The following is a 21,263-nucleotide window of genomic DNA, read 5'->3' on the forward strand; positions in this document are numbered from 1 at the left end:
ATGAAAATCTGCGCCCCATTCGCCGGAATAGTCCGTTACAAAGTCTCCCAAGGAGACGCAGTCACCACCGGACAAGAACTCGCCTCCGTCGAAGCAACCAAACTCGAAGCACCCATCATCGCGCCAGGGCCAGGTATCGTCGCTGAGATAACGAGTAACGATTTTGACGATGTTGTTGGGGGAGACATACTCCTCCGAGTCGTGAGTCAGGAGAAGCCATGACCCGTATCATTTCAGGGGAAGCCCGTGGACGAACCATTAAAGTTCCAGAGCATGGGACGAGGCCCACATCAGATAGAGCGCGCGAAGGCCTATTCTCCTCACTGCAAGTACGTTTTGGTTTTGCCGGTGCACGTGTCCTTGATTTATTCGCTGGATCTGGTGCATTGGGGTTAGAAGCTGCTAGCCGTGGTGCCGACTCGGTTGTTTTGGTAGAAAACAATCCGAAGGCTGTCGCTATCATCCGTCATAATATTGCCGTTGTTGGACACCCCCACATTGACGTCGTAGAGATGAAAGCATCTACCTATGTCGCTTCAGCGCCGCAAAATCATTTCGATATGGTGTTAGCAGACCCTCCCTATGATCTTGATGATCAGGCAGTCGTCGAAATGCTCCATGCGCTCATTCCGGCATTGGTAGACGGGGCAGCAGTAGTGGTTGAACGGCACCGTGATTCTGCCGAAACGGCATGGCCATCATGCTTCGTGCCTACCACTCAGAAACTAAAAAAACGCACATTCGGTATTGCGCGGATGGACATGGCCGTTTTCCACGCTGAGCTGGTAGAGGAGTAAACACATCATGCGTAAAGCAGTGTGCCCAGGGTCTTTTGACCCTGTGACTATGGGGCATCTCGATATCATCGGAAGGGCCGCTCAGCAATACGACGAAGTCACTGTCCTAGTGACTGCTAATCCTAATAAGCCTTCAGGTATGTTCACTGTCGATGAACGCCTTGCTCTTATTAAAGAATCCACTGCACATTTTGTGAACGTCAAAGTGGATAACTGGGCAGGCCTTCTCGTGGATTACACTACCGCTCACGGTATCGATGCGATCGTCAAAGGGCTTCGATCGGCACTGGATTACGAGTATGAGCTACCCATGGCTCAGATGAATCGAAAACTATCTGGTGTAGACACCCTGTTTTTGATGACAGATCCACAATATGGTTACATTTCTTCTACACTTTGTAAGGAAGTAACTAAATATGGTGGAGATGTCTCTGATATGTTGCCATCAGCTGTAGCCGCAGCGATTGTGGAGAAAGTAAAAAGTTAACTATGGGATTTGCACTTGTTGTCTTAATAATCGTAATTATCGGTTCATTACTTCAACGAGTGTCTGGAATGGGGCTTGGGCTTGTCGCCGGCCCCATTCTTACATTACTCCTTGGCCCCGTCGAGGGAATTCTCGTACTCAATATATTGGCGGCCATCAACGCGGTTTTCATCACCATCAATGTTCGTAAACATGTCGAATGGAAAAAGTGCGCGTTGATCGGTTCAGTGCTCATTCTTGGAGCAATCCCAGGCGCCTGGCTAATCACCCAAGTTTCGACATCATTACTTCAACTTCTAGTAGGACTTCTTCTCCTAGTCGCATTGGCATTAGTGGTATTCGGAGCGGTTTATCTGCCACCGGCACGTGGAAAGATTCCTGCAATAGTGGCGGGTATCGCTGGTGGGTTTATGAATACCCTTGCAGGGGTTGCAGGTCCTGCGATCACCGTGTATGCCCAAGCGTCAAAGTGGGACCAACAGCGCTTCGCTGCCACTCTACAACCCATATTTGTTATTTCGGGCCTTGTATCCTTCATCGTAAAAATTGTCTCAGGTGCAGGAACAATTTCGCAGATATCGGCATGGGTATGGATCCTAGGCATTGCGGGAATGTTTATAGGTATCAGTCTCGGTGCCAGGGCTTCGAGAATAGTGAGCAGAACCCACGCACGAAAGCTCGCTTTGCTCCTAGCTACCGGTGGTGGGGTATCCGCTGTTGTTCGCGGATTGGTGGGGATCCTATAAAAAAGGGTGCCCCACGACAGAGATCGTCGTGGGGCACCCTCGTACCTTTATGGGCTCAGCACTTACAGAAGGCTTGAAAGGAACGCCTTGGTGCGCTCGTGCTGCGGGTTATCAATGACCTGTTCAGCTGGGCCTTGCTCTACAATGACGCCGCCATCCATGAAAGCAACGGTATCGGCAACCTCGCGTGCGAAGCCCATCTCATGGGTAACCACAAGCATGGTCATTCCACCTTGGGCAAGCTCTCGCATGACGCGTAGAACTTCACCAACAAGCTCAGGGTCGAGAGCCGAAGTAGGTTCGTCGAAAAGCATGAGCTTTGGCTCCATAGCAACCGCGCGGGCGATCGCTACACGCTGCTGTTGACCACCGGACAACTGGGCTGGATACGCGTCTGCCTTATGTTCCAATCCAACTTGCTTGAGGAGCGCCATTCCGCGAGAACGAGCCTCCGATTCCGAAACGCCCTTAACATGCACAGGCGCCTCGATAATATTTTCAATGACTGTCCTATGCGGGAACAAATTGAAGTTTTGGAACACCATGCCGATACCGGAACGCTGTCGGGCAGCCTCTTTTTCGGAGATTTCATACAAAACTCCACCGCGTTCGCGATACCCAATGAGTTCACCGTCAACATAAAGGCGACCACCGGAGATTTTCTCGAGGTGATTCACACAGCGAAGCAGTGTGGATTTACCTGAGCCAGACGGGCCGATAAGACAAGTAACTGTTCCTTGGGGAACTTGGAGATCGATACCTTTGAGCACACTCAACTGGCCGTAGTTTTTACACAGTTTCTGTGCATCAATCATGAGATTGTCTGTCATGGCTTAGGCGCCTTTCTTAGGGGTGCGGGGAGTGTGAGGCTTGGGTGCTTCTGCGATGATGTCAACATTCTTTGGAAGGGTGCCTTCAGCGTCAGCAAGTGCTGCGAGTTGACGTGCAGTGAGCTGGCGTGTTGCGCCACGATCGTAATACTTTTCCAAGTAGTGCTGGGCAACCATGAGCAACGACGTAATCACCAGGTACCACGTTGCCGCCACGAGCAAAAGCGGTACTGGGTCGAAAAGCGCCGCTGCGATATCGGTTGCGCGACCGTACAACTCAGAGGTGTAAGGGATTGCCACAACCAGCGAGGTGGTCTTCAGCAAAGAAATAAACTCATTGCCAGTAGGTGGGACGATGATACGCATCGCCTGTGGCAATACAGTACGACGAATGGTCATCCACCAGCTCATACCTAAAGCCTTAGATGCTTCTGTCTGTCCCTCGGGAACTGCCTGGATACCAGAGCGGACAATCTCAGACATGTAAGCAGCCTCATTAAGTCCAAGACCAACGACTGCAAGAATAAACATGTTGGAAAGCAAGTTTTCCAACGAAATTTCGGTAAAGCCCAAGTTGATGCCACTGTAAATAGATCCCAATAGTCCCCAGAACACCAACTGGACGTAGACCGGAGTACCTCGGAAGATCCACAAATAGAACCACGAAATACCACGCAAAACGGGGTTTGGCGACATACGCATAATCGCTACAATGCAGCCTAAAATGACACCCATGAGCATCGATAAAATCGTGATAGCTAGCGTATGTACTGCAGCAGAAGCGATGCGTGTATCAAAAAGGTACTGGCGATAAATATCCCAGCCGTATGCATCGTTAGTAGCAGCGCTAATAAGAAACCAAACAAACAGCGCGAGAATAATAATGGCAGCTACCCAGCGGCCCGGATGCCGCAATGGTTTTGCCTGAATAGGTTGTGGGGAAGTCATGGATAAGTCCTTTTAACGAGGGGAAATAAACAGGGAAGTTGCACGCAAAGTGTCGATTTAGACGGGTTTTTCGTTGATCATTCCTTGCTCAACATAACCTTCTTTGACTCCCCACATGTTCAAAATCTTTTGGTAATCGCCAGTCTTGATGAGATGTTCTAAAGCTGCGGCGATTGCTGGTCCCAAGGGCGAACCTTTAGGCACGGCAAAACCGTAAGGAGCCGCGTCGAAGATTTCACCAGTAGTAGTGAGCTTGCCCTCTGCACGTTCGACAGCCCATCCCAACACAGGGGAGTCCGCGGAAAAGACATCTGCGCGCCCTAGAACTAGCGCGGTAGCCGCCTGATCAGATGTGGCATAAGGAAGAATTTCTACTGGTTTTTTACCCTCGGCGATACATTTTTCCCGCAAAGGATACGCATCGTCGGTTTCTGCCACCGTGGTGCGTTGTACTGCGATGGTCAGACCGCAGGGATCTTCGCGAGAGACCGAAGAGTCCTTTTGCACGCCCCATTGAATGCCGGCATACAAAAAATCGACGAAATCATAGTTTTCACGACGCTCGTCGTTATCTGTAAAACCAGAGGCACCCACGTCGATTGTTCCTGCGCTTAACGACGGAAGAATCAATGAAAAGTCTTGCTGCTGAGCCTCATATTTCAGACCCATTACCGCTGATACTGCCCGCATCAAATCCATCTCCATCCCAATGATGTTGTGATTGGAGTCCTTGAATTCGAATGGTGCGAACGGTGGGTTAGCGCCTGCCACCAAGGTGCCGCGATTGGCTAGATCTTGCGGAACCATGGCGGCGATCTCGGGGACAACGGCTGGGGTTACTTCCACCCAAGAATCCGGATGGCCTTGTTCTTCGTTGGTAACACACGCAGTAAGCGGTAATGTCAACGCGGCCGTGGCGCATACAGCCACAACGTGAGAGCGGATTGTCATTCTTAAAATAATACAGTGATGTTCATAATATTAAGAATTCCTATCGCGGGTATCCACAAAACGGGGTAGCTATTTGTGGTGTAAGTTCTTGCGCTCGAGCAAAATTTCCGTGAGCACTACGCAAGCTACAACTGCTGCGCCCAAGGCAATAAATCCAAATGTTGTGCCTGAACTAGCTGGTGGCCAGAGAAGATTGGCATTGTCCGTTTGCCATGGCCATAGTGCGCGAAGGGAACCGAGCATCATGCCAGCCATGGTGGCCAAGGTTAGCGTGTGGTGGCGAGTCATGAGAACATCGAGGATCTTGATAAAACATGCCAAGCCTGTGATAGCGCCAGCAGCGAATACTGCGATGATGGTGAAGTTACGGTCACTTACCGCTTGGATTATTGGCTCGTAAAAACCCAGCGCCAGCAAAATAAATGAGCCGGATACGCCAGGTAGGACGAGCGCACACACGGCAACCATTGCTACAAAGAAAACGGCTAGTAGCGATGGGTCAGTCTTAGGTTCTGAGGTCATGCTCGTGGCAAAGAACGTAGCAATAGTGCCAATAACAAACAGAAGTAGGGCTGGCAATTTCTGAGAGTTCAAACTTTCAGCCCGGATCATACGCAATGGAACCACGATTGATATCGCAACCATTCCTAGGAACAGGGCACGCGCTGTCACAGGGTGGTGATCAACAAAGTGGTGCATCACGGAAGACATTGTAAATACGGCGCCGATCATGCCTACGGCTACCGATGCCAAAAATCCCCACTCCACATTTTGGATGGAAGTTTTAAGCTGGGATCGATCACTTATTAGGACACGCACAATATGGACCAGGGCGTTGCCATTGTGGATTGCTCGTTCATAAATGCCGGCGACTAGAGCAACGGTGCCGCCAGAAACGCCTGGCACCAACTCTGCGAGTCCGATCAATGCACCAAAAACCACATTGATTACTGCGTTGATGGGGCGAGTCTTACTAGTATTGGCCTTCACAGGGGAGGTCATGGTTCTACTTTCTCGTCTCAAAGAGCGCGGTTGAATGAACTCTCCACTGTAACCTACTGCGTTAAGAGAACCTGTTTTTATTGTGAAATCTCGTCAAATTTGTGACGCGATTAAGAAAGCGCGCTCGGATGTGAGCCTGTCTATTGGATTAGGGAAAGTAGGAAAAACGAAAAACGCCTTGTACTAGAGAAAATTCTAGCGACAAGACGTTATAAGTAGTGCCCCTGGTGAGACTCGAACTCACACTGCACGGGTTTTGAATCCGTTTCCTCTGCCAATTGGGATACAGGGGCGCTGGAAAAAACTATAGACCATCAAGGTAGGTTTATGCCAAATCGCCTGTTCGTAGGGTGGATTCGGGCAAATGTTAGATGTACTCGTTAGACTGGCTGCCGTGACTTCCAATGCGAACCGACTCATGCTTATCGACGGCCACTCGATGGCCTTCCGCGCGTTCTACGCGCTGCCTGCGGAGAACTTCTCTACATCTGGTGGACAGGCGACGAATGCCGTTTACGGATTTCTGTCGATGTTGTCGTCTCTGCTCGTTGAAGAAAAGCCAACCCACGTAGCAGTTGCGTTCGATGTTGGCCGCCAAACATTTCGAACCGAGATGTTCCCTGAATACAAAGCGCAGCGTGAGGCTGCACCACCAGAATTCAAGGGACAGGTGGAGATTATTAAAGAGGTCCTAGAGACTTTGGGAATCACCACCTTGGAAAAAGACAACTTTGAAGCGGACGATATTATCGCCACGTTGGCTACGGCGGCGGGTCCACTTGGTTTTGAGACGTATATCGTTACTGGTGATCGCGATTCTTTCCAATTAGTAAACGAATCAACCACGGTGTTGTATCCCATGCGTGGTGTATCTGTTCTTCATCGTTTCACCCCAGAAGCGGTGGAAGAGAAATATGGGTTAACGCCAGCGCAGTATCCAGATTTTGCGGCATTGCGAGGGGATCCTTCAGATAATTTGCCTAATATCCCAGGTGTTGGCGAGAAAACCGCCACAAAGTGGATTGTCCAATATGGAAGCTTGGAATCCTTGCTTGCTCATGCCGATGAGATTAAAGGCAAAGCTGGTAATAGCTTCCGCGAGCGTTTAGACCAAGTGCGGATGAATCGGACTTTGACTGAGATGGTCAAGGATCTCGAACTTCCTTATGTCCCAGATCAGCTGGAGCGCAAACCCGCTGATGCCTCGGCAATTGCATCTAAGTTTGATGAACTCGAATTTGGATCGAATCTTCGTGATCGTGTGATCCATGCAGTTGATGCGCAGGGAAATGTGCCTGAGGGGTCTGAAGAAGACAAACCTGAAGTCGTCATCGATCATGAAAAACTAGCATCATGGCTTGCCAATCGCGCTGGGCAGTCGCTGGCATTGTATGTGCGCGGCCATGGTAGCCCCGCCGGCGGTGATGCTGAGTCGGCGGCGATCGTCGATAAGCAATATCATGCCGTAGCACTTGATTTCAGTGATCTTGACGCAGATGATGACCAAGCATTTGCGCAGTGGATTGCTAGTGATTCGCCTAAATACCTACATGAAGCTAAAGCTGTATTTCATATGCTCGCAGGCAGGGGCTACACCCTCAACGGGATTGAGCATGATACTGCAATCGCAGGGTACTTATTGCGTCCCGGTCAGCGTACGTATGATCTGAAAGATGTGTATCAGCGCCATTTGCAACGTCAACTAAGTGGGGGCACTAGCGAAAGCGGTCAACTCTCGTTGCTTGACGCGCCTGATGCTCAAGAACTTGTTGACAATGCTGTAGCGATTTTGGAATTAAGCAGTTCGCTCACCGCGCAGCTACAAGCCATCGATGCGTATGAGCTTTACCGGGAAATGGAGCTTCCACTTGTCGGTGTGCTGGCGCGCATGGAGGCAACTGGAATTTGTGTCGATGTGGCCACATTGCGGGAACAGCGAGACGTATTTGTTGAGCAGGTTCGGGAGGAAGAACGCGCTGCTCGGGAACTTGCGGGGGATGAGGCGTTAAATCTGTCGAGCCCTAAGCAGCTTCAAGTGGTTTTGTTCGACACCTTGGGGCTTCCTAAGACTAAGAAGACCAAGACTGGATACTCCACGGCAGCAAAAGAAATAGAATCGCTGGCTGTTAAAAATCCCCATCCATTCCTTGATCATCTCTTGGCGCATCGAGAGTTCCAAAAGATGAAAACGACTCTCGACGGCCTCATTAAAGCAGTCGGAGATGACGGCCGTATTCACACTACGTTTAATCAAACAGTCGCCTCAACTGGTCGTTTAAGCTCAACCGAACCGAACTTGCAAAACATTCCTGTGCGTACTCCGGCAGGAAGGAAAATCCGCTCAGCTTTTGTCGTAGGCCAGGGATATGAGTCCCTGCTTACTGCAGACTATTCACAGATTGAGATGCGTGTTATGGCGCACCTTTCTGAGGACCCAGGTTTGATCGAGGCTTATCAAACGGGCGAGGATCTCCACAATTACGTGGGTTCGAAGGTCTTCGATGTGCCAGTTGATCAGGTAACTCCTGAATTACGCCGCCGAGTTAAAGCGATGAGCTATGGGTTGGTTTATGGGCTTTCTGCATTTGGGCTTTCGCAGCAATTAAACATCCCTGCTGGTGAAGCCAAAGTGATCATGGAGAGTTACTTCGAACGATTTGGAGGGGTAAAGCGATACCTTGATCAAGTAGTCGAACAAGCCCGAAAGGATGGGTTCACGTCGACCTTGTTTGGCCGTCGACGTTACTTACCGGAGCTTTCTTCAGATAATCGAGTGGCACGGGAAAATGCCGAACGAGCTGCCTTGAATGCTCCAATTCAAGGCACGGCAGCAGACATTATTAAGATTGCAATGCTGCGTGTCGACGCCCGCCTTACCGCCGAAAACTGTCAATCGAGGGTGCTTCTTCAAGTTCACGACGAATTAGTACTCGAGGTAGCTTCAGGGGAACAAGAAAAGGTTCAACAACTTGTAGAAGAAGAAATGGACGCGGCTATTTCACTGCGCGTACCGCTGGAGGTTTCTGCAGGTGTCGGTTCTAACTGGGAAGAAGCTGCACACTAATTCCAAGCTGGAATTGGGCCCGTGGCCGAGCATGGAATTCAGTCACGGGCTAACGGCAATGAGTGACAAAAATAGCCGTTCCTGGAAAGATTCGACCTCTCAGCGGTGACCATTGGCCCCATGTTTCAGTGAGATTGGTAGGCCATTCTGGTTCAATGAGACGATCTAGCATGAATCCAGAGGCATTAAGGAGCTCGATCCAATCACCCATAGTGCGATGGAATTCTGCGTAGGTTATTTTGCCATTCTTATCGCGTTCTATGTAACTTCGATCAAAATAAGACAGCTCAGCGCATAATCCTGCTTCGGTGGGATCGTCTGGGAAGATCCATCGCATGGGATGATTTGTGGAAAACACGAATCTGCCACGAGGCTTAAGGCACCGTGCAATGTCTTCTAACACTGGGCCCAAATTTTCTATGAAGGGGAAGGCGCCAAAAGCGGAAAATACTACATCGAAGCTGTTGTCTTTATAGGGAAGATTCATGGCGTTAGCCTGGGCGAGAGGCACGTTGAGGGGGCAGTGCCGAAGCATGCCCATTGATAGATCAAATCCCGTAACAAAGGCATCATAATTATTTGATAGCCAGCGAGAACATGGGGCAGATCCGCATCCTATCTCCAAAACATTTAGTCCTGAAATATCACCCAATAGATGTGCCTCGCTTTCTGCGAGCATTTCTGGGCACCAATGAAATCCATTGAGATATGCCGCATGGTCGTTGTGATAACGCTGGGCATCTGAATCCCACCAATCTCGATTGGCGTCCGAGATTTCTTGATTGTTGTGGTGGTCTTTATAAGAGGTGTTCATCATCGATCATTCTTTTCCATTCAAACTGCTTGATCTAGCTGGGATTATGTACTACTGTTGTCACAGCGTGTCTGTGCTTAAGTTGCAGGTTGTCTTAGTAGGAGGATGGCACTGTAACTCTAGTGGGATCAAACACCAAGGTTATGCGGTGTTTTGAGAGACGCGTTCCTGTCCATCAACGATTCCTGCATTATTTTCGGAGCATTTATACATATGCCAACCAACAACGTCCCTCAGGTTGCGATTAACGACATCGGAACCGCTGAGGATTTCCTCGCTGCAGTCGACGCAACCATCAAGTACTTCAACGATGGTGACATCGTCGAGGGCACCGTGGTCAAGGTTGACCATGATGAGGTTTTGCTTGACATCGGATACAAGACCGAAGGTGTTATCCCTTCCCGCGAGCTGTCCATCAAGCACGACGTCGATCCAGATGAGGTTGTCGAAGTCGGCGACCAGATCGACGCACTTGTTCTCACCAAGGAGGACAAGGAAGGCCGTTTGATCCTTTCCAAGAAGCGTGCACAGTACGAGCGTGCATGGGGCGCTATCGAGGAGCTCAAGGAGAAGGACGAGCCAGTTACCGGTACCGTTATCGAGGTTGTCAAGGGTGGCCTCATCCTCGACATCGGACTGCGTGGCTTCTTGCCTGCATCCCTCGTTGAAATGCGTCGTGTTCGCGACCTCGATCCTTACATCGGTCAGCAGATCGAAGCAAAGATCATCGAGTTGGACAAGCAGCGCAACAACGTTGTTCTGTCCCGTCGTGCATGGCTTGAGCAGACCCAGTCTGAGGTTCGCTCCGAGTTCCTGCACCAGCTGCAAAAGGGTCAGGTCCGCAAGGGTGTCGTTTCCTCTATCGTCAACTTCGGCGCATTCGTCGATCTCGGCGGTGTCGACGGCCTCGTTCACGTTTCCGAGCTGTCCTGGAAGCATATCGATCACCCATCTGAGGTTGTCACCGTTGGTGACGAGGTCACCGTTGAGGTTCTCGACGTCGATCTCGACCGTGAGCGCGTTTCCCTCTCCCTGAAGGCAACTCAGGAAGATCCATGGCGCGTATTCGCACGCACCCACGCTGTTGGCCAGATCGTTCCAGGTCGCGTCACCAAGCTCGTTCCATTCGGTGCGTTCGTTCGCGTCGAAGAGGGCATCGAGGGCTTGGTTCACATCTCCGAGTTGGCTCAGCGCCACGTTGAGGTTCCAGATCAGGTCGTTAACGTCGGCGATGAGGCTATGGTCAAGGTCATCGACATCGACCTTGAGCGTCGTCGTATCTCCTTGTCCCTCAAGCAGGCTGACGAAGACTACACCGAAGAGTTCGATCCATCCAAGTACGGTATGGCTGACTCTTACGACGAGCAGGGTAACTACATCTTCCCTGAGGGCTTCGATCCAGAGACCAACGAATGGCTCGAGGGCTTCGACGAGCAGCGTCAGGCTTGGGAGGCTCGCTACGCTGAGTCCGAGCGTCGCTTCCAGCTCCACACTGTTCAGATTGAGAAGAACCGTGTTGCTGCCGCTGAAGCTGCAGCAACAGGCGAAGCTACCAACTACTCCTCTGAGTCCGCTGAGGCAGCTCCGGCCGCAGCTAACACCGAGGCAGAAGGTGGCTCCTTGGCTTCCGACGAGCAGCTCGCTGCTCTGCGCGAGAAGCTCGCTGGTAGCTAATCAGTACTGATTAGAAGCCTTTAAAGGTGGTAGCCCTAGCAAATGTGCTAGGGCTACCACCTTTTTCTTCGACGCATGGCGTGCTAAACGTGAATGAAAATGAACGCAAACACCACGTTCAAAATCGTGGCAACAATCATGGGTACAGATGTACGTTTGACGAGTTTGATAGGGCTGACATTAATCGCAGTCGAAACAATAATGACTGCCGCGTTAACGGGGGACACCTGGCGCATCAAATTGGACGTTCCCCAAATTGCCGTAAGCATTTGAACAGGTAAAACGCCAGTCTGGGCTGCAAGCGACGGTACGACTTCAGAGAATGCGAAGTAAGGAGCTGTACCAGATCCCGTTAAAGCTGACATGAGTGCTGTGGAAGCAACGAATGCCAAAATGATAATTACAGCAGCGCCAGAGGATCCCTCAGTAGCATTAATCAGCATATCGATCACACCTAGTTGGGTGACGCCTTCGACGAGTACCGCAGCTGCAACCAATAGTGCGACGACACCTGCAGCACCTTCTCCCATGCCCTTAAAAAAGAGTTTCACAGTTTCTAGTGCATCCATGAGGCTACGATGACGGATGGATTCGATTATTAGTGAAATGAATAGAGACACAATTGTGACCGGTAAAATGCCAGCTTCAAAAGATAATAGGTCGGCGCGATGTAAGACGGCCGTCACCAAAATAAGGAGAAGTGGTAGCAAGGGGAGGAGGGCATAGTAGGCGGGAAGTCCAGCTGCGCGACGGAGCGCGTCGTCTACTGCTGACGTGTCATGTTGAATCGACGTCGTGTCACTTGAGAGAAGCGCTGATTTGCGTTCATCTACTTTGTCGCAATGATGTTGCCAAGCCATGTGAACAAAAGCGGTGATCACAAGAGTTGGAATAGTGGCCTTAGCAACGTTGCCGTACACATATTCTGAAATTGGCATACCCACGAGATCAGCACCTTGGATAAGACCAGCTTCCAAAGGAGTAGCGACGATGGTTGATGAGGTGACGATTATAGCGGCCACAGTGAGTGGAGTTAGACCGGCTGCGACGAGTGCTGGTAAAAGAGTAGCTACCAATAGTAAGGAAAGTGCGGACGCTGAGGGCACGATCAGTGACAACGCAGTTCCAATGGTAAAACCGATCGGTACCATCCAGTAAGAACCGCGCATTTTTTGGAGGGGTGCAGATAAAAGAACGACTGCTTTGGCATCGGCTCCAATTGTGCGCATGTAGGAGACAAAACCAAAGAGCACCATGATGGCCATGCCAATTCCAGAAAATCTGGATTTAAAAAGTGCCTCTATGACAAGCAACTCATCGTAAAAACTATTACCAGATGGTTTGATTTCTACTGACGGCTCGGCTTTTCCGGAAATAGCCGCAATCATAAGAAGAAGTACACCAACGAAGAAAATCGCAGCAGCAGCATTGACTTTCTTGATAATCAGGTACATCACTGCGGCGAAGGAAATGAGGGCTATGAGGAGATAAAGCACTATCTGAGGTCCTTCGGCATAGCGACCATCCGCGTCATGTAAGGAGTACTGGCCTTTGCTGGTGAAAACGTTCGATCTTGCCAAACTGACGCGGTGATCTCCCCGTGTGGCCTTAATCTAACACTTTCATGTAGTAACCACTTTAGCTAGAGGTTATGACCTCTGTGGAGAATATCTTCTACTTGTGACCATTGACACGAGAAATACTACGACAATTGCCTAGCGATTGTCTGCGCCGAGGCGAGCGACGTGCAAGGTGAGGTAGGACACTTCTTCTGCTGTTAGAGGGGCATTCATACGTAATTCAATGATGGCCGAAAGAGCTTTGGCGCATTGCGCAGCGGTGGGGTATTGCTCGGCAATTGTGCTTGCTACCTGTGCTTTAGGTGAGTCAAGCTGTTTGTGCTCGGCCATGCGGACGAAAAGATAGCGCAGATGGGTAATAAACCGAGCGACGGAAATATCTTCTCCACTCAGTGTCGTTCCATAAAAACCGCCGATAATCTCCAAGAGCTGTTCAATAAGACCGGTCATCCGATACGTCCCAGATAGGTCTCCTACTGAAAAACCAGCATTAACAATGTGGAGTGTTAATGCGATTGCCTCGGCTTCATCGAGAGGCTTTTGTAAATCGGCGTTAATTTCTTTGAGTAACCGCTGCGCACTATGAAAATCTTCGGCGTAAAGGTGGCGAACCTCTGCCTCTAGCGGGTACTCAACTGATTTGGTGCGAGTCGATGCTGCATGTACGTGATCGGCTAAGGCAATCACGAGAGTGAGTGTGCTGCGTAGTTTTTCTGACAAACCAGCGCGTTCCATGGCTTCGAGTACCAACCGAATGTACTCACCAGGAATAGCGGCAAGCATGAGCGCGGAGTGGTCTGGATCTCGGCCATCAGCAGGAACGAAAACGCGTGCCACCTTTGTGGGGTCGACGTCATCCCCAGTCTTAGCTTGGAATCCCAGGCCGCGGCCGGTCGCAATGACCTCTTCATCACCACGACGGGCGAGAACCACATTGTTGTTAAAAACGCGCAGAATTTGCATGAGTACTCATTCTAAAGCAGGGTCGCTTCCCAGAAAGGAAGCGACCCTGCTCTTGGCTATAAGTGACTTCGAAGGCTACCCTATAACAGGGTGCAGTATCGAATGTTCAGTTTATTGCGTAACAGTGAAGATGGTGTCACCCGCGCTGGCATGCTTGACGCCCGTTGGGGTTACGGCCTTCATAGCCTTGGTGTTGGTAACTGCAACGACGATGGTGGTGCCATATCCTGCTGCGCGGACCTTGTCGTAATCAACTGTGGCGAGTTTTTGCCCTGCTTCTACGCGATCGCCCTTTTGGACTGCAGGCGTGAAACCTTCGCCCTTCATCTGAACGGTATCAATTCCGATGTGAACGAGAACCTCGACGCCGTCATCTGTCTTAATTCCGTAAGCATGTCCGGACTTCATTGCAGATTTAACGGTGCCGGAGACTGGCGAATAAACCTCTGTGCCAGCACCAGCGGTAGCCGTTGGATTGACTCCAACGCCATCGCCTAGAGTGCCTGCGGAAAATACAGGATCGGCGATTTCGGCCATAGGGAGTACCTCGCCGGTGATAGGGGAACCGACATTGCACTCACCGGCGGGCTTTACAGCTGCAGCTGCAGGCGCTGGGGTAGTAGCTGGGACTGTTGCTGCGGGAACGTCGTCAGCGTTGTCGTGACGAGCGAAGGCTTCTGCTTTTTCTTCTGCGGTGCGATAGTCGGTAATGAAGATGGCGAGGAATGCCACAGTGAAAGCGACCAAGATCGAAACCATGTAGATCCATGCGGGGTTAAACACGAACATGGTTGGGATCGAAGTAAAGACGAAGGCTTTGGTGGTAACTGGTTCGAAGATGGTGGACAATACAGCGATGGTCAAGCCACCTGCAAAACAACCGGCGAGCATACGTGGGTACACGCGCTTGAAGCGGAGGTGAATGCCGTAGAGGGAAGGCTCGGAGATGCCGCCGAGAAGACCTGCCGCAAGAGCAGAGCCAGCGGTCTGGCGCATTACGGTGTCCTTGTCGCGGATGGACAGTGCCAAGACGCCGGCGGTGGCGCCGAAGCAAGCGAAGTTCCAGGTACCCATTGGGCCTTGAATGAAGTCGTAGCCCAAGGTCTGAATGTTGATGAGCATCAAGGCGTTGAGAGGCCAGTGTAGGCCGAGTGGAACCAAGAATGGGTATAGCAGTGGAATAGCAAGTGCGAAAACGAATGGTGCGTTCTCATTCATCCACGACAAGCCAAGGCCGATACCGTTGCCAGCCCAAGTACCAAATGGGCCGATGATGAAGGCGGTCACAGGAATCATGATGACCAACGTCAAGAATGGCACGAAAACCATGTGGACTGCGGTAGGAATGACTTTCTGGAAGCTCTTATAAACAACTGCAGCGACAGCGGCCATGATCAACGGCACGAAGACGTTTCCGCCGTAATCGGGGAAGGTCATGTTGATGCCGAAGATTGGAGCATGGCAGGTTTCGGTGCCCAAGGCTGCGTTGGTTACGCATTCAGCCGTAGAGCTCCCTTTAAGTCCAAGGAACTCTGGGGTAAATAGCGCAAACATAATGGCGGCTGGAACCCACGGGTCGATACGCAGTTTCTTACCCGCGTTGAAGGCCACCATGACTGGCAGGAAGTAGAAGACCGAGCGCCACATCGCATCGACAAAGACCCAAGAAGCCGACTTGTCGGCTGCGCGGAAGTCGACGATGTGGAATGCATCGAGTACAGCGGTAAAAGCGATAATGAGGGAAGCGCCCAGCAGCACGCCCAGAATTGGACGGAAAGAGTCGGATAGGTACTCAAAGAAAGAGTCCATCCATGGCAGTTTGCCCTTAGACTTTGCACGGGCAGCAGCCTTGATATCGGCATCTGAAGGAGTTGCAGAACTCATTTCAGGGAGGTGGGTCATGTCGTCGTAGACGTTGGCTACATCGCCACCAATGACGACCTGATAATTGCGGCCGCCTTGTGGGACCGCACCCATGACCTTAGGGATAGATTCTAGGGCTGCTTTATCAACCTTGGAGGCGTCGGCAAGCTCGAAACGCAGGCGGGTCGCGCAGTGCGTAAACGATGTAATGTTGCCCGCACCACCGATGCCATCAAGGATGGCCCGAGCGGTATCTTCGCGGGTTTGCGTAGACATTCGCTTTTCCTTTCATTTATAGACGGGCTCGATCTCATGTAAAAAGCCTAGAAACCACAAAAGACCTAGGGCGCTGCAATTAAACGTCCTAGGTCTTGCCCGAAGTAACAATCCATGTTTGAGAATACAGCTAGCTACGCAGCAAAGACAATCGTGATGTGTATTTACCTTGTTGGAAAGGTGTGACCGTTGTTATGCAAAGGTCTAAAGCTTGACCGATCCATTGGTATCAATGCCTCTAAGGATTGTTACTCTTTGTAAAAAAGCAGGTAAAGAGAAGTTTTTAAATAATTTTAGTAAGTCTGATGGGGTTAATTGGATCTGAATCACATTTTGATCTTTTCGGGGGTGGAGGGGCGTGATGGTCGTTGGGTTACAGTACGAGTATGCGGATTATTGGATTAACTGGCGGTATTGGCAGTGGCAAATCTACAGTCGCGAGGATTTGGCAAGGTTGTGGAGCAATCGTTATAGACGCTGATGCTATTGCTCGTGACCTGATGCAACCTGGGTCGAAGGTGCTTGAAGAAGTTGCTCAAGCTTTTGGCAGGGATCTCCTTGATGTGGAAGGAAAACTTCGGCGAGCGGAGTTGGCCGCGCGCGTTTTTATCTCCGAAGAGAAAACAGCGCAACTAAATTCCATTACTCATCCGGCAATTAGGTATCAGATTGGGATGGGTATCGAGCGTGCTCGGGTGGGAGGAGTTCAAGTCCTAGTGCTTGATCATCCGCTGCTGTTGGAATCTGGAATGTCGGATCTAGTGGACGATGTGGTTGTGGTGGATGTTCCGGCCGAGCTGAGAGTTCATAGGCTTGTGAAGTTGAGAGGCCTGGCGGAGGATGATGCGCGCCATCGGATAATGCGACAGATGAGCGATGAGGATCGTCGAATGCGCGCGGATTATGTGATTGATAACTCTGGATCTAGGGATGCTCTAGAGTGTTCGGCTTGTGAATTATGGCAACGTTTTGTTGAACAAGTGGAATGAGCAGGAAGTTATGCATTTTGGAGTTGAGATTGTGATTGAGATGGCGCGGCCTTGATTACTGTTGCCTAACTAGATTTAGGTAGGCAACTAGTTTCAAAATGGTTGATATGGAAATCAATCAAAAGGTTGATTTGTAGATTACAGCTCAGTGGTTACTTTTGCCCCAAGCCGGAGGTCGACGTCAGGTGTCAACAACTTTCAACCCAACTTCGCTTCAAGTTCCTCATACATCAAGTGATGTTGCTGATTTTAAAGAGGTCCGGCACATTCGAGGAGACATTAACCTCAAACCATTCATCGCAATTTGGGAGGTAACGAGGGCTTGTGGCTTGGTGTGTCAGCATTGTCGGGCGGACGCACAGCACGAACCTCACCCTGAACAGCTGACCACTGAACAGGGAAAACAATTGCTCTCAGACCTAGCATCATATGAACGACCTAAGCCATTGGTAGTGCTTACGGGGGGCGACCCCTTTGAGCGTCAAGACCTTGAAGAGTTGGTGGATTACGGTACTTCTCTTGGCTTAAATGTTTCTCTGTCGCCGTCGGTCACCCCGCGTTTGATACCCGAAAGAATTCACCGACTTCATGAACTCGGCGGCAAAGCAATGTCGATGTCTTTAGATGGAGCAACCGCAGAAACGCATGATGCCTTTCGCGGTTTTAGTGGGACTTTCGACACGACGGTTGAGCGCGCAGCGGATATTCTTCAAGCAGGTTTTAGGCTGCAAATTAATTCCACCCTTACGAAGTCCAACATCCGAGAAGCTCCAGCATTATTGAAGACAGTGATGGGGATGGGTGCAAAAATGTGGTACGTATTTTTCCTTGTGCCAACTGGGCGTGGTGCTGCCTTAAATGCGTTAAACCCTCACGAGCGTGAAGATGTTTTGCATTGGCTTGCCGACGTATCCGATCGTATTGCGATTAAAACTACTGAAGCGCCACAATATCGCCGCGTAGTGATCCAGCAGCGCTTACGGAAAGAAGGCCAGCTTGATAAGTATCTTGGCGGTGAACTTTATCGATACCTAACCCAAAAAACTACGGAATTACTAGGGGCCCACCCAGTTCAACCACGCCGCCCACGTCCGCCGATGGCAGTAAATTCGGGATCAGGTTTTGTTTTTATTGATCACATCGGAGATGTCTATCCTAGTGGTTTCTTGCCAATTCACTGCGGCAATGTAAAACAAGCCTCAATTAAGACTATCTATTCACAATCGCCAACATTTCAAGCTTTAAGAGACCCTAACCACTGGCATGGTAAATGCTCAGTATGTGAGTTTCATGATGTCTGTGGTGGTTCGCGTTCGACTGCTTATGCGCTCACTGGTGACGTTCGTGCTTCAGATCCTACGTGTGTATATATACCGCAGCCGTGGTTAGATGCGGGTCATTCTGGCGTAGAAGATTAAAAATTGGTGTTTCGGGCGAGAAAATGATTCAGCCACTACACTTTTGGATATGGCTTTTGCGGCGGAACATCCAGAGTTATCGGTTTCAGAATTTCGTCCGGTGGGTGATATTGAGCGTGCAGATGCGCGATTTGAGGTCATCTCCGAATATGAGCCGGCTGGTGACCAGCCAGCTGCTATCAAGGAATTAGACGCACGATTGTCACGGGGAGAACGAGACGTTGTTTTATTAGGTGCAACGGGCACTGGTAAGTCTGCAACAGCTGCGTGGCTTATTGAGCAACAGCAGCGGCCTACTCTTGTGATGGCCCCGAACAAGACTCTAGCGGCGCAATTGGCTAATGAGCTACGTCAATTGCTTCCTAATAATGCGGTTGAGTATTTCGTTTCTTATTACGATTACTACCAGCCTGAAGCGTATATAGCGCAAACGGATACCTATATTGAAAAAGACTCCTCTATTAACGATGACGTCGAAAGGCTTAGGCACCGAGCCACCAGTTCGTTGCTGTCTCGACGCGACGTGGTGGTGGTGTCTTCAGTTTCCTGTATTTATGGTTTGGGAACTCCTCAGTCATATTTGGATCGATCTGTTGTTTTACGCGTAGATGAAGAAGTTGAACGAGATCGTTTTTTGAGACTACTCGTGGATATTCAATACGATCGCAATGATGTTGGTTTTACGCGAGGAACTTTCCGCGTAAAAGGTGACACAGTCGATATCATTCCCGCATATGAAGAGGTTGCGATCCGCGTTGAGTTCTTCGGTGATGATATTGACGCTTTGTATTACATTCATCCTTTAACTGGAGACGTTATTCGACGGGTAGACGAAGTTCGTATATTTCCTGCGACACACTACGTCGCGGGGCCAGAACGCATGGCAAAAGCTGTTGAGGATATTAAAGCTGAGTTGCATGATCGTCTCGAAGATTTAGAAAACAGAGGCAAGCTTCTAGAGGCACAGCGGTTACGTATGCGCACCGAATATGACCTAGAAATGATCGAGCAGGTCGGTTTTTGCTCTGGTATTGAGAACTATTCTCGGCATCTAGATGGCCGACCAGCTGGGTCCGCACCGGCAACGTTGCTTGATTATTTCCCTGAAGATTTTTTGACGATTATCGACGAGTCCCATGTGACAGTTCCGCAGATTGGCGGAATGTTTGAGGGAGATATGTCGCGTAAGCGCAACTTGGTTGAATTTGGATTCCGGTTACCTTCGGCTCTCGACAATCGTCCCCTAACGTGGGAAGAATTTGAACAACGCGTTGGGCAAACGGTGTATATGTCGGCAACTCCTGGAGATTACGAACTTGCGGCTTCGGGCGGTGAGTACGTGGAACAGGTTATTCGACCTACTGGTCTGGTAGATCCGGAAATTGATGTACGACCGACTCGGGGCCAGATTGACGATCTCATTCATGAGATCAAACAGCGGACCGCCAAAGACGAGCGTGTATTAGTAACCACTCTGACAAAGAAAATGGCCGAAGACCTCACAGATTATCTTCTAGAAAATGGTATTAGAGTGCGGTACCTGCATTCCGATATCGATACTTTGCAACGTGTTGAGTTACTGAGGCAGCTCAGATTAGGGGAATATGACGTTCTCGTTGGTATCAACTTGTTGCGCGAGGGTTTGGACTTACCGGAGGTGTCTCTCGTAGCTATTTTGGATGCCGATAAAGAAGGATTCCTTCGATCAACTAAATCGTTGATTCAGACTATTGGTCGTGCAGCCCGAAATGTTTCAGGCGCTGTGATTATGTACGCAGATAAGATCACAGATTCTATGCAATATGCGATCGATGAGACCGAGCGGCGTCGAGAAAAACAGATTGCATACAACAAGGAGCATGGAATCGATCCACAGCCGCTACGCAAAAAGATCGCGGATATCTTGGAACAGGTTCAAGAAAGTAAGGCCGAAGGTACGGCACCTTCGTCTGACGCCGTGGTTGTTTCTAAAGCGAATACGTCGTCGATGCCCGTGGCAGAGTTGCGATCGCTTATCGACGACCTTACGACCCAGATGGGTACAGCAGCGCGGGAATTAAAGTTTGAATTAGCTGGACGTTTACGTGATGAGATCGCCGAATTGAAGAAAGAACTTCGCGGTATGGAAGAAATAGGGCTTGCATAAATGGGTGTTTTCTAGGCCACTGTTGTGAGTATGGATATTGAATTTTCCTATTGTGACGTGCCTTAATCCTGCTATCTGCTTGTTATAACGTCACCATTCGATTGGTATTTAAAAACGCAATATATTGTTAAACTTACAGTTATTGCGCTTGCCTGCCATGCTCTTAATTTAGGAGTAGGCTGGCTAGCAATTAAGCATGTAACGCGAGTTCAACAATGAAAGGCTCTCATGAGCGATTATTCCACCATCGTTGTCGGTACAGATGGCTCCAAGTCCTCGATGCTAGCTGTCGAGCGTGCAGCAAAGATTGCTGCTGCTATGGACTGCACCTTGGTTGTCGGCTGTGCTTATTACGAAAATAAAGAAGATGCTTCCAAGACCCTGCGACAAGATTCTGTCACTGTGTTGGGTAACGATCCAGCTCAACAGAATTTGGATAAAGCAGCTGCAGTGGCAAAGGAGATTGGCGCTACCAAGATTGAGACTGCCATTCGTCCAGGAACTCCAGTTGAGGCATTGATGGCAATCGTTCGCGAGCACAACGCAGATCTACTCGTTGTGGGAAACCGCGGAATTAACTCCCTGACCGGTCGTCTGCTCGGTTCGGTTCCTGCTGATGTTGCACGTCAGTCGGATTGTGACGTCATGATTGTTCACACCGTAAGCTAAAGAGCAAATACGCAATGGTGCCATGCTTTATCGCATGGCACCATTT

General features: G+C 50.0%; 18 protein-coding genes and 1 tRNA gene. 10 read left to right on the forward strand and 9 right to left on the reverse strand.

Going from position 1 to position 21,263, the window contains the following annotated elements:
- The 4 genes from CIP100161_RS05510 to CIP100161_RS05525 are packed head-to-tail and all read left to right on the forward strand — an operon-like array spanning position 1 to position 2,030.
- Positions 1-222: an acetyl-CoA carboxylase biotin carboxyl carrier protein subunit gene (locus tag CIP100161_RS05510; RefSeq protein ID WP_155872612.1), complete on the forward strand. Its 222-nt coding sequence runs from the start codon at positions 1-3 to the stop codon at positions 220-222.
- On the forward strand, positions 219-797 hold the full coding sequence (gene rsmD, locus CIP100161_RS05515; protein WP_155872614.1) for a 16S rRNA (guanine(966)-N(2))-methyltransferase RsmD: 579 nt from the start codon (positions 219-221) through the stop codon (positions 795-797). Before CIP100161_RS05510 ends, rsmD begins: the two co-directional genes overlap by 4 nt.
- A 7-nt stretch (positions 798-804) precedes the next feature.
- Complete coding sequence (gene coaD / locus CIP100161_RS05520) at positions 805-1,284, forward strand: pantetheine-phosphate adenylyltransferase (protein WP_155872616.1); 480 nt, start codon at positions 805-807, stop codon at positions 1,282-1,284.
- A gap of 2 nt (positions 1,285-1,286) precedes the next feature.
- The gene (locus CIP100161_RS05525; protein ID WP_155872618.1) at positions 1,287-2,030 is read left to right on the forward strand and encodes a sulfite exporter TauE/SafE family protein; all 744 of its coding nucleotides are present in this window, start codon (positions 1,287-1,289) and stop codon (positions 2,028-2,030) included.
- 62 nt (positions 2,031-2,092) lie between these two features.
- Here CIP100161_RS05525 and CIP100161_RS05530 read toward each other — a convergent pair whose 3' ends face one another.
- The 5 genes from CIP100161_RS05530 to CIP100161_RS05550 all read right to left on the reverse strand — a co-directional run bounded on the left by CIP100161_RS05530 (position 2,093) and on the right by CIP100161_RS05550 (position 6,054).
- The gene (locus CIP100161_RS05530) at positions 2,093-2,860 is read right to left on the reverse strand and encodes an amino acid ABC transporter ATP-binding protein (protein WP_003851262.1); all 768 of its coding nucleotides are present in this window, start codon (positions 2,858-2,860) and stop codon (positions 2,093-2,095) included.
- Between the two features lie 3 nt (positions 2,861-2,863).
- Positions 2,864-3,808 carry an amino acid ABC transporter permease gene (locus CIP100161_RS05535; RefSeq protein ID WP_155872620.1) on the reverse strand — a complete coding sequence of 315 codons (945 nt, stop codon included), beginning with the start codon at positions 3,806-3,808 and terminating at the stop codon, positions 2,864-2,866.
- Between the two features lie 57 nt (positions 3,809-3,865).
- Positions 3,866-4,759 (reverse strand): ABC transporter substrate-binding protein, encoded by an 894-nt coding sequence (locus CIP100161_RS05540; RefSeq protein WP_155872622.1) that lies wholly within the window; start codon positions 4,757-4,759, stop codon positions 3,866-3,868.
- A 69-nt stretch (positions 4,760-4,828) separates the two neighbouring features.
- A complete protein-coding gene (locus CIP100161_RS05545; protein WP_155872624.1) occupies positions 4,829-5,761 on the reverse strand; it encodes a DUF368 domain-containing protein in 933 nt (310 codons plus the stop codon).
- 219 nt (positions 5,762-5,980) lie between these two features.
- Positions 5,981-6,054 (reverse strand) — tRNA-Leu (locus CIP100161_RS05550).
- Positions 6,055-6,125: 71 nt separating this feature from the next.
- Here CIP100161_RS05550 and polA point away from each other — a divergent pair.
- Positions 6,126-8,825: a DNA polymerase I gene (polA, locus tag CIP100161_RS05555; protein WP_166443145.1), complete on the forward strand. Its 2,700-nt coding sequence runs from the start codon at positions 6,126-6,128 to the stop codon at positions 8,823-8,825.
- A gap of 49 nt (positions 8,826-8,874) precedes the next feature.
- On the opposite strand, the gene CIP100161_RS05560 is transcribed toward polA, so the two are convergent.
- Positions 8,875-9,642, reverse strand: coding sequence for a class I SAM-dependent methyltransferase (locus CIP100161_RS05560; RefSeq protein ID WP_155872626.1), 768 nt, complete (start codon positions 9,640-9,642; stop codon positions 8,875-8,877).
- Between the two features lie 210 nt (positions 9,643-9,852).
- Here CIP100161_RS05560 and rpsA point away from each other — a divergent pair, with 210 nt between their 5' ends.
- Complete coding sequence (rpsA, locus tag CIP100161_RS05565) at positions 9,853-11,313, forward strand: 30S ribosomal protein S1 (protein WP_155872628.1); 1,461 nt, start codon at positions 9,853-9,855, stop codon at positions 11,311-11,313.
- Between the two features lie 83 nt (positions 11,314-11,396).
- Here the strand turns inward: rpsA and dcuC are convergent, their stop codons facing one another.
- The 3 genes from dcuC to CIP100161_RS05580 form a co-directional block, all read right to left on the reverse strand.
- On the reverse strand, positions 11,397-12,809 hold the full coding sequence (gene dcuC / locus CIP100161_RS05570) for a C4-dicarboxylate transporter DcuC (protein ID WP_155874540.1): 1,413 nt from the start codon (positions 12,807-12,809) through the stop codon (positions 11,397-11,399).
- Between the two features lie 219 nt (positions 12,810-13,028).
- Positions 13,029-13,856, reverse strand: a complete 828-nt coding sequence (locus CIP100161_RS05575; protein WP_155872630.1) for a PRD domain-containing protein — start codon at positions 13,854-13,856, stop codon at positions 13,029-13,031.
- Between the two features lie 111 nt (positions 13,857-13,967).
- Positions 13,968-15,995 carry a glucose PTS transporter subunit IIA gene (locus tag CIP100161_RS05580; RefSeq protein WP_155872632.1) on the reverse strand — a complete coding sequence of 676 codons (2,028 nt, stop codon included), beginning with the start codon at positions 15,993-15,995 and terminating at the stop codon, positions 13,968-13,970.
- 386 nt (positions 15,996-16,381) lie between these two features.
- On the opposite strand from CIP100161_RS05580, the gene coaE reads away from it, so the two are divergent.
- From coaE to CIP100161_RS05600, 4 genes are all read left to right on the forward strand, one after another.
- On the forward strand, positions 16,382-16,984 hold the full coding sequence (gene coaE, locus CIP100161_RS05585) for a dephospho-CoA kinase (protein ID WP_155872634.1): 603 nt from the start codon (positions 16,382-16,384) through the stop codon (positions 16,982-16,984).
- A gap of 185 nt (positions 16,985-17,169) precedes the next feature.
- Positions 17,170-18,402, forward strand: a complete 1,233-nt coding sequence (locus tag CIP100161_RS05590; RefSeq protein WP_155872636.1) for a TIGR04053 family radical SAM/SPASM domain-containing protein — start codon at positions 17,170-17,172, stop codon at positions 18,400-18,402.
- A gap of 49 nt (positions 18,403-18,451) precedes the next feature.
- Entirely contained in the window at positions 18,452-20,548 is a 2,097-nt protein-coding gene (uvrB, locus tag CIP100161_RS05595) for an excinuclease ABC subunit UvrB (protein WP_155872638.1), read from the forward strand.
- A 228-nt stretch (positions 20,549-20,776) separates the two neighbouring features.
- Positions 20,777-21,217, forward strand: coding sequence for a universal stress protein (locus tag CIP100161_RS05600; RefSeq protein WP_003851286.1), 441 nt, complete (start codon positions 20,777-20,779; stop codon positions 21,215-21,217).
- Positions 21,218-21,263 lie beyond the last annotated feature (46 nt).

The sequence above is a fragment of the Corynebacterium rouxii genome, from assembly GCF_902702935.1.
GTDB classification, from domain to species: domain Bacteria; phylum Actinomycetota; class Actinomycetes; order Mycobacteriales; family Mycobacteriaceae; genus Corynebacterium; species Corynebacterium rouxii.

Bases quoted from the DNA above. Each gene is read 5' to 3' on its own strand.
- coaE (WP_155872634.1), top strand. From the start codon at position 16,382: ATGCGGATTATTGGATTAACTGGCGGTATTGGCAGTGGCAAATCTACA.
- rpsA (WP_155872628.1), top strand. From the start codon at position 9,853: ATGCCAACCAACAACGTCCCTCAGGTTGCGATTAACGACATCGGAACC.
- CIP100161_RS05525 (WP_155872618.1), top strand. From the start codon at position 1,287: ATGGGATTTGCACTTGTTGTCTTAATAATCGTAATTATCGGTTCATTA.
- CIP100161_RS05560 (WP_155872626.1), bottom strand. From the start codon at position 9,642: ATGATGAACACCTCTTATAAAGACCACCACAACAATCAAGAAATCTCG.
- CIP100161_RS05545 (WP_155872624.1), bottom strand. From the start codon at position 5,761: ATGACCTCCCCTGTGAAGGCCAATACTAGTAAGACTCGCCCCATCAAC.
- CIP100161_RS05580 (WP_155872632.1), bottom strand. From the start codon at position 15,995: ATGTCTACGCAAACCCGCGAAGATACCGCTCGGGCCATCCTTGATGGC.
- CIP100161_RS05575 (WP_155872630.1), bottom strand. From the start codon at position 13,856: ATGCAAATTCTGCGCGTTTTTAACAACAATGTGGTTCTCGCCCGTCGT.
- coaD (WP_155872616.1), top strand. From the start codon at position 805: ATGCGTAAAGCAGTGTGCCCAGGGTCTTTTGACCCTGTGACTATGGGG.
- CIP100161_RS05535 (WP_155872620.1), bottom strand. From the start codon at position 3,808: ATGACTTCCCCACAACCTATTCAGGCAAAACCATTGCGGCATCCGGGC.
- CIP100161_RS05600 (WP_003851286.1), top strand. From the start codon at position 20,777: ATGAGCGATTATTCCACCATCGTTGTCGGTACAGATGGCTCCAAGTCC.
- CIP100161_RS05530 (WP_003851262.1), bottom strand. From the start codon at position 2,860: ATGACAGACAATCTCATGATTGATGCACAGAAACTGTGTAAAAACTAC.
- CIP100161_RS05540 (WP_155872622.1), bottom strand. From the start codon at position 4,759: ATGACAATCCGCTCTCACGTTGTGGCTGTATGCGCCACGGCCGCGTTG.
- uvrB (WP_155872638.1), top strand. From the start codon at position 18,452: ATGGCTTTTGCGGCGGAACATCCAGAGTTATCGGTTTCAGAATTTCGT.
- polA (WP_166443145.1), top strand. From the start codon at position 6,126: ATGTTAGATGTACTCGTTAGACTGGCTGCCGTGACTTCCAATGCGAAC.
- CIP100161_RS05510 (WP_155872612.1), top strand. From the start codon at position 1: ATGAAAATCTGCGCCCCATTCGCCGGAATAGTCCGTTACAAAGTCTCC.
- rsmD (WP_155872614.1), top strand. From the start codon at position 219: ATGACCCGTATCATTTCAGGGGAAGCCCGTGGACGAACCATTAAAGTT.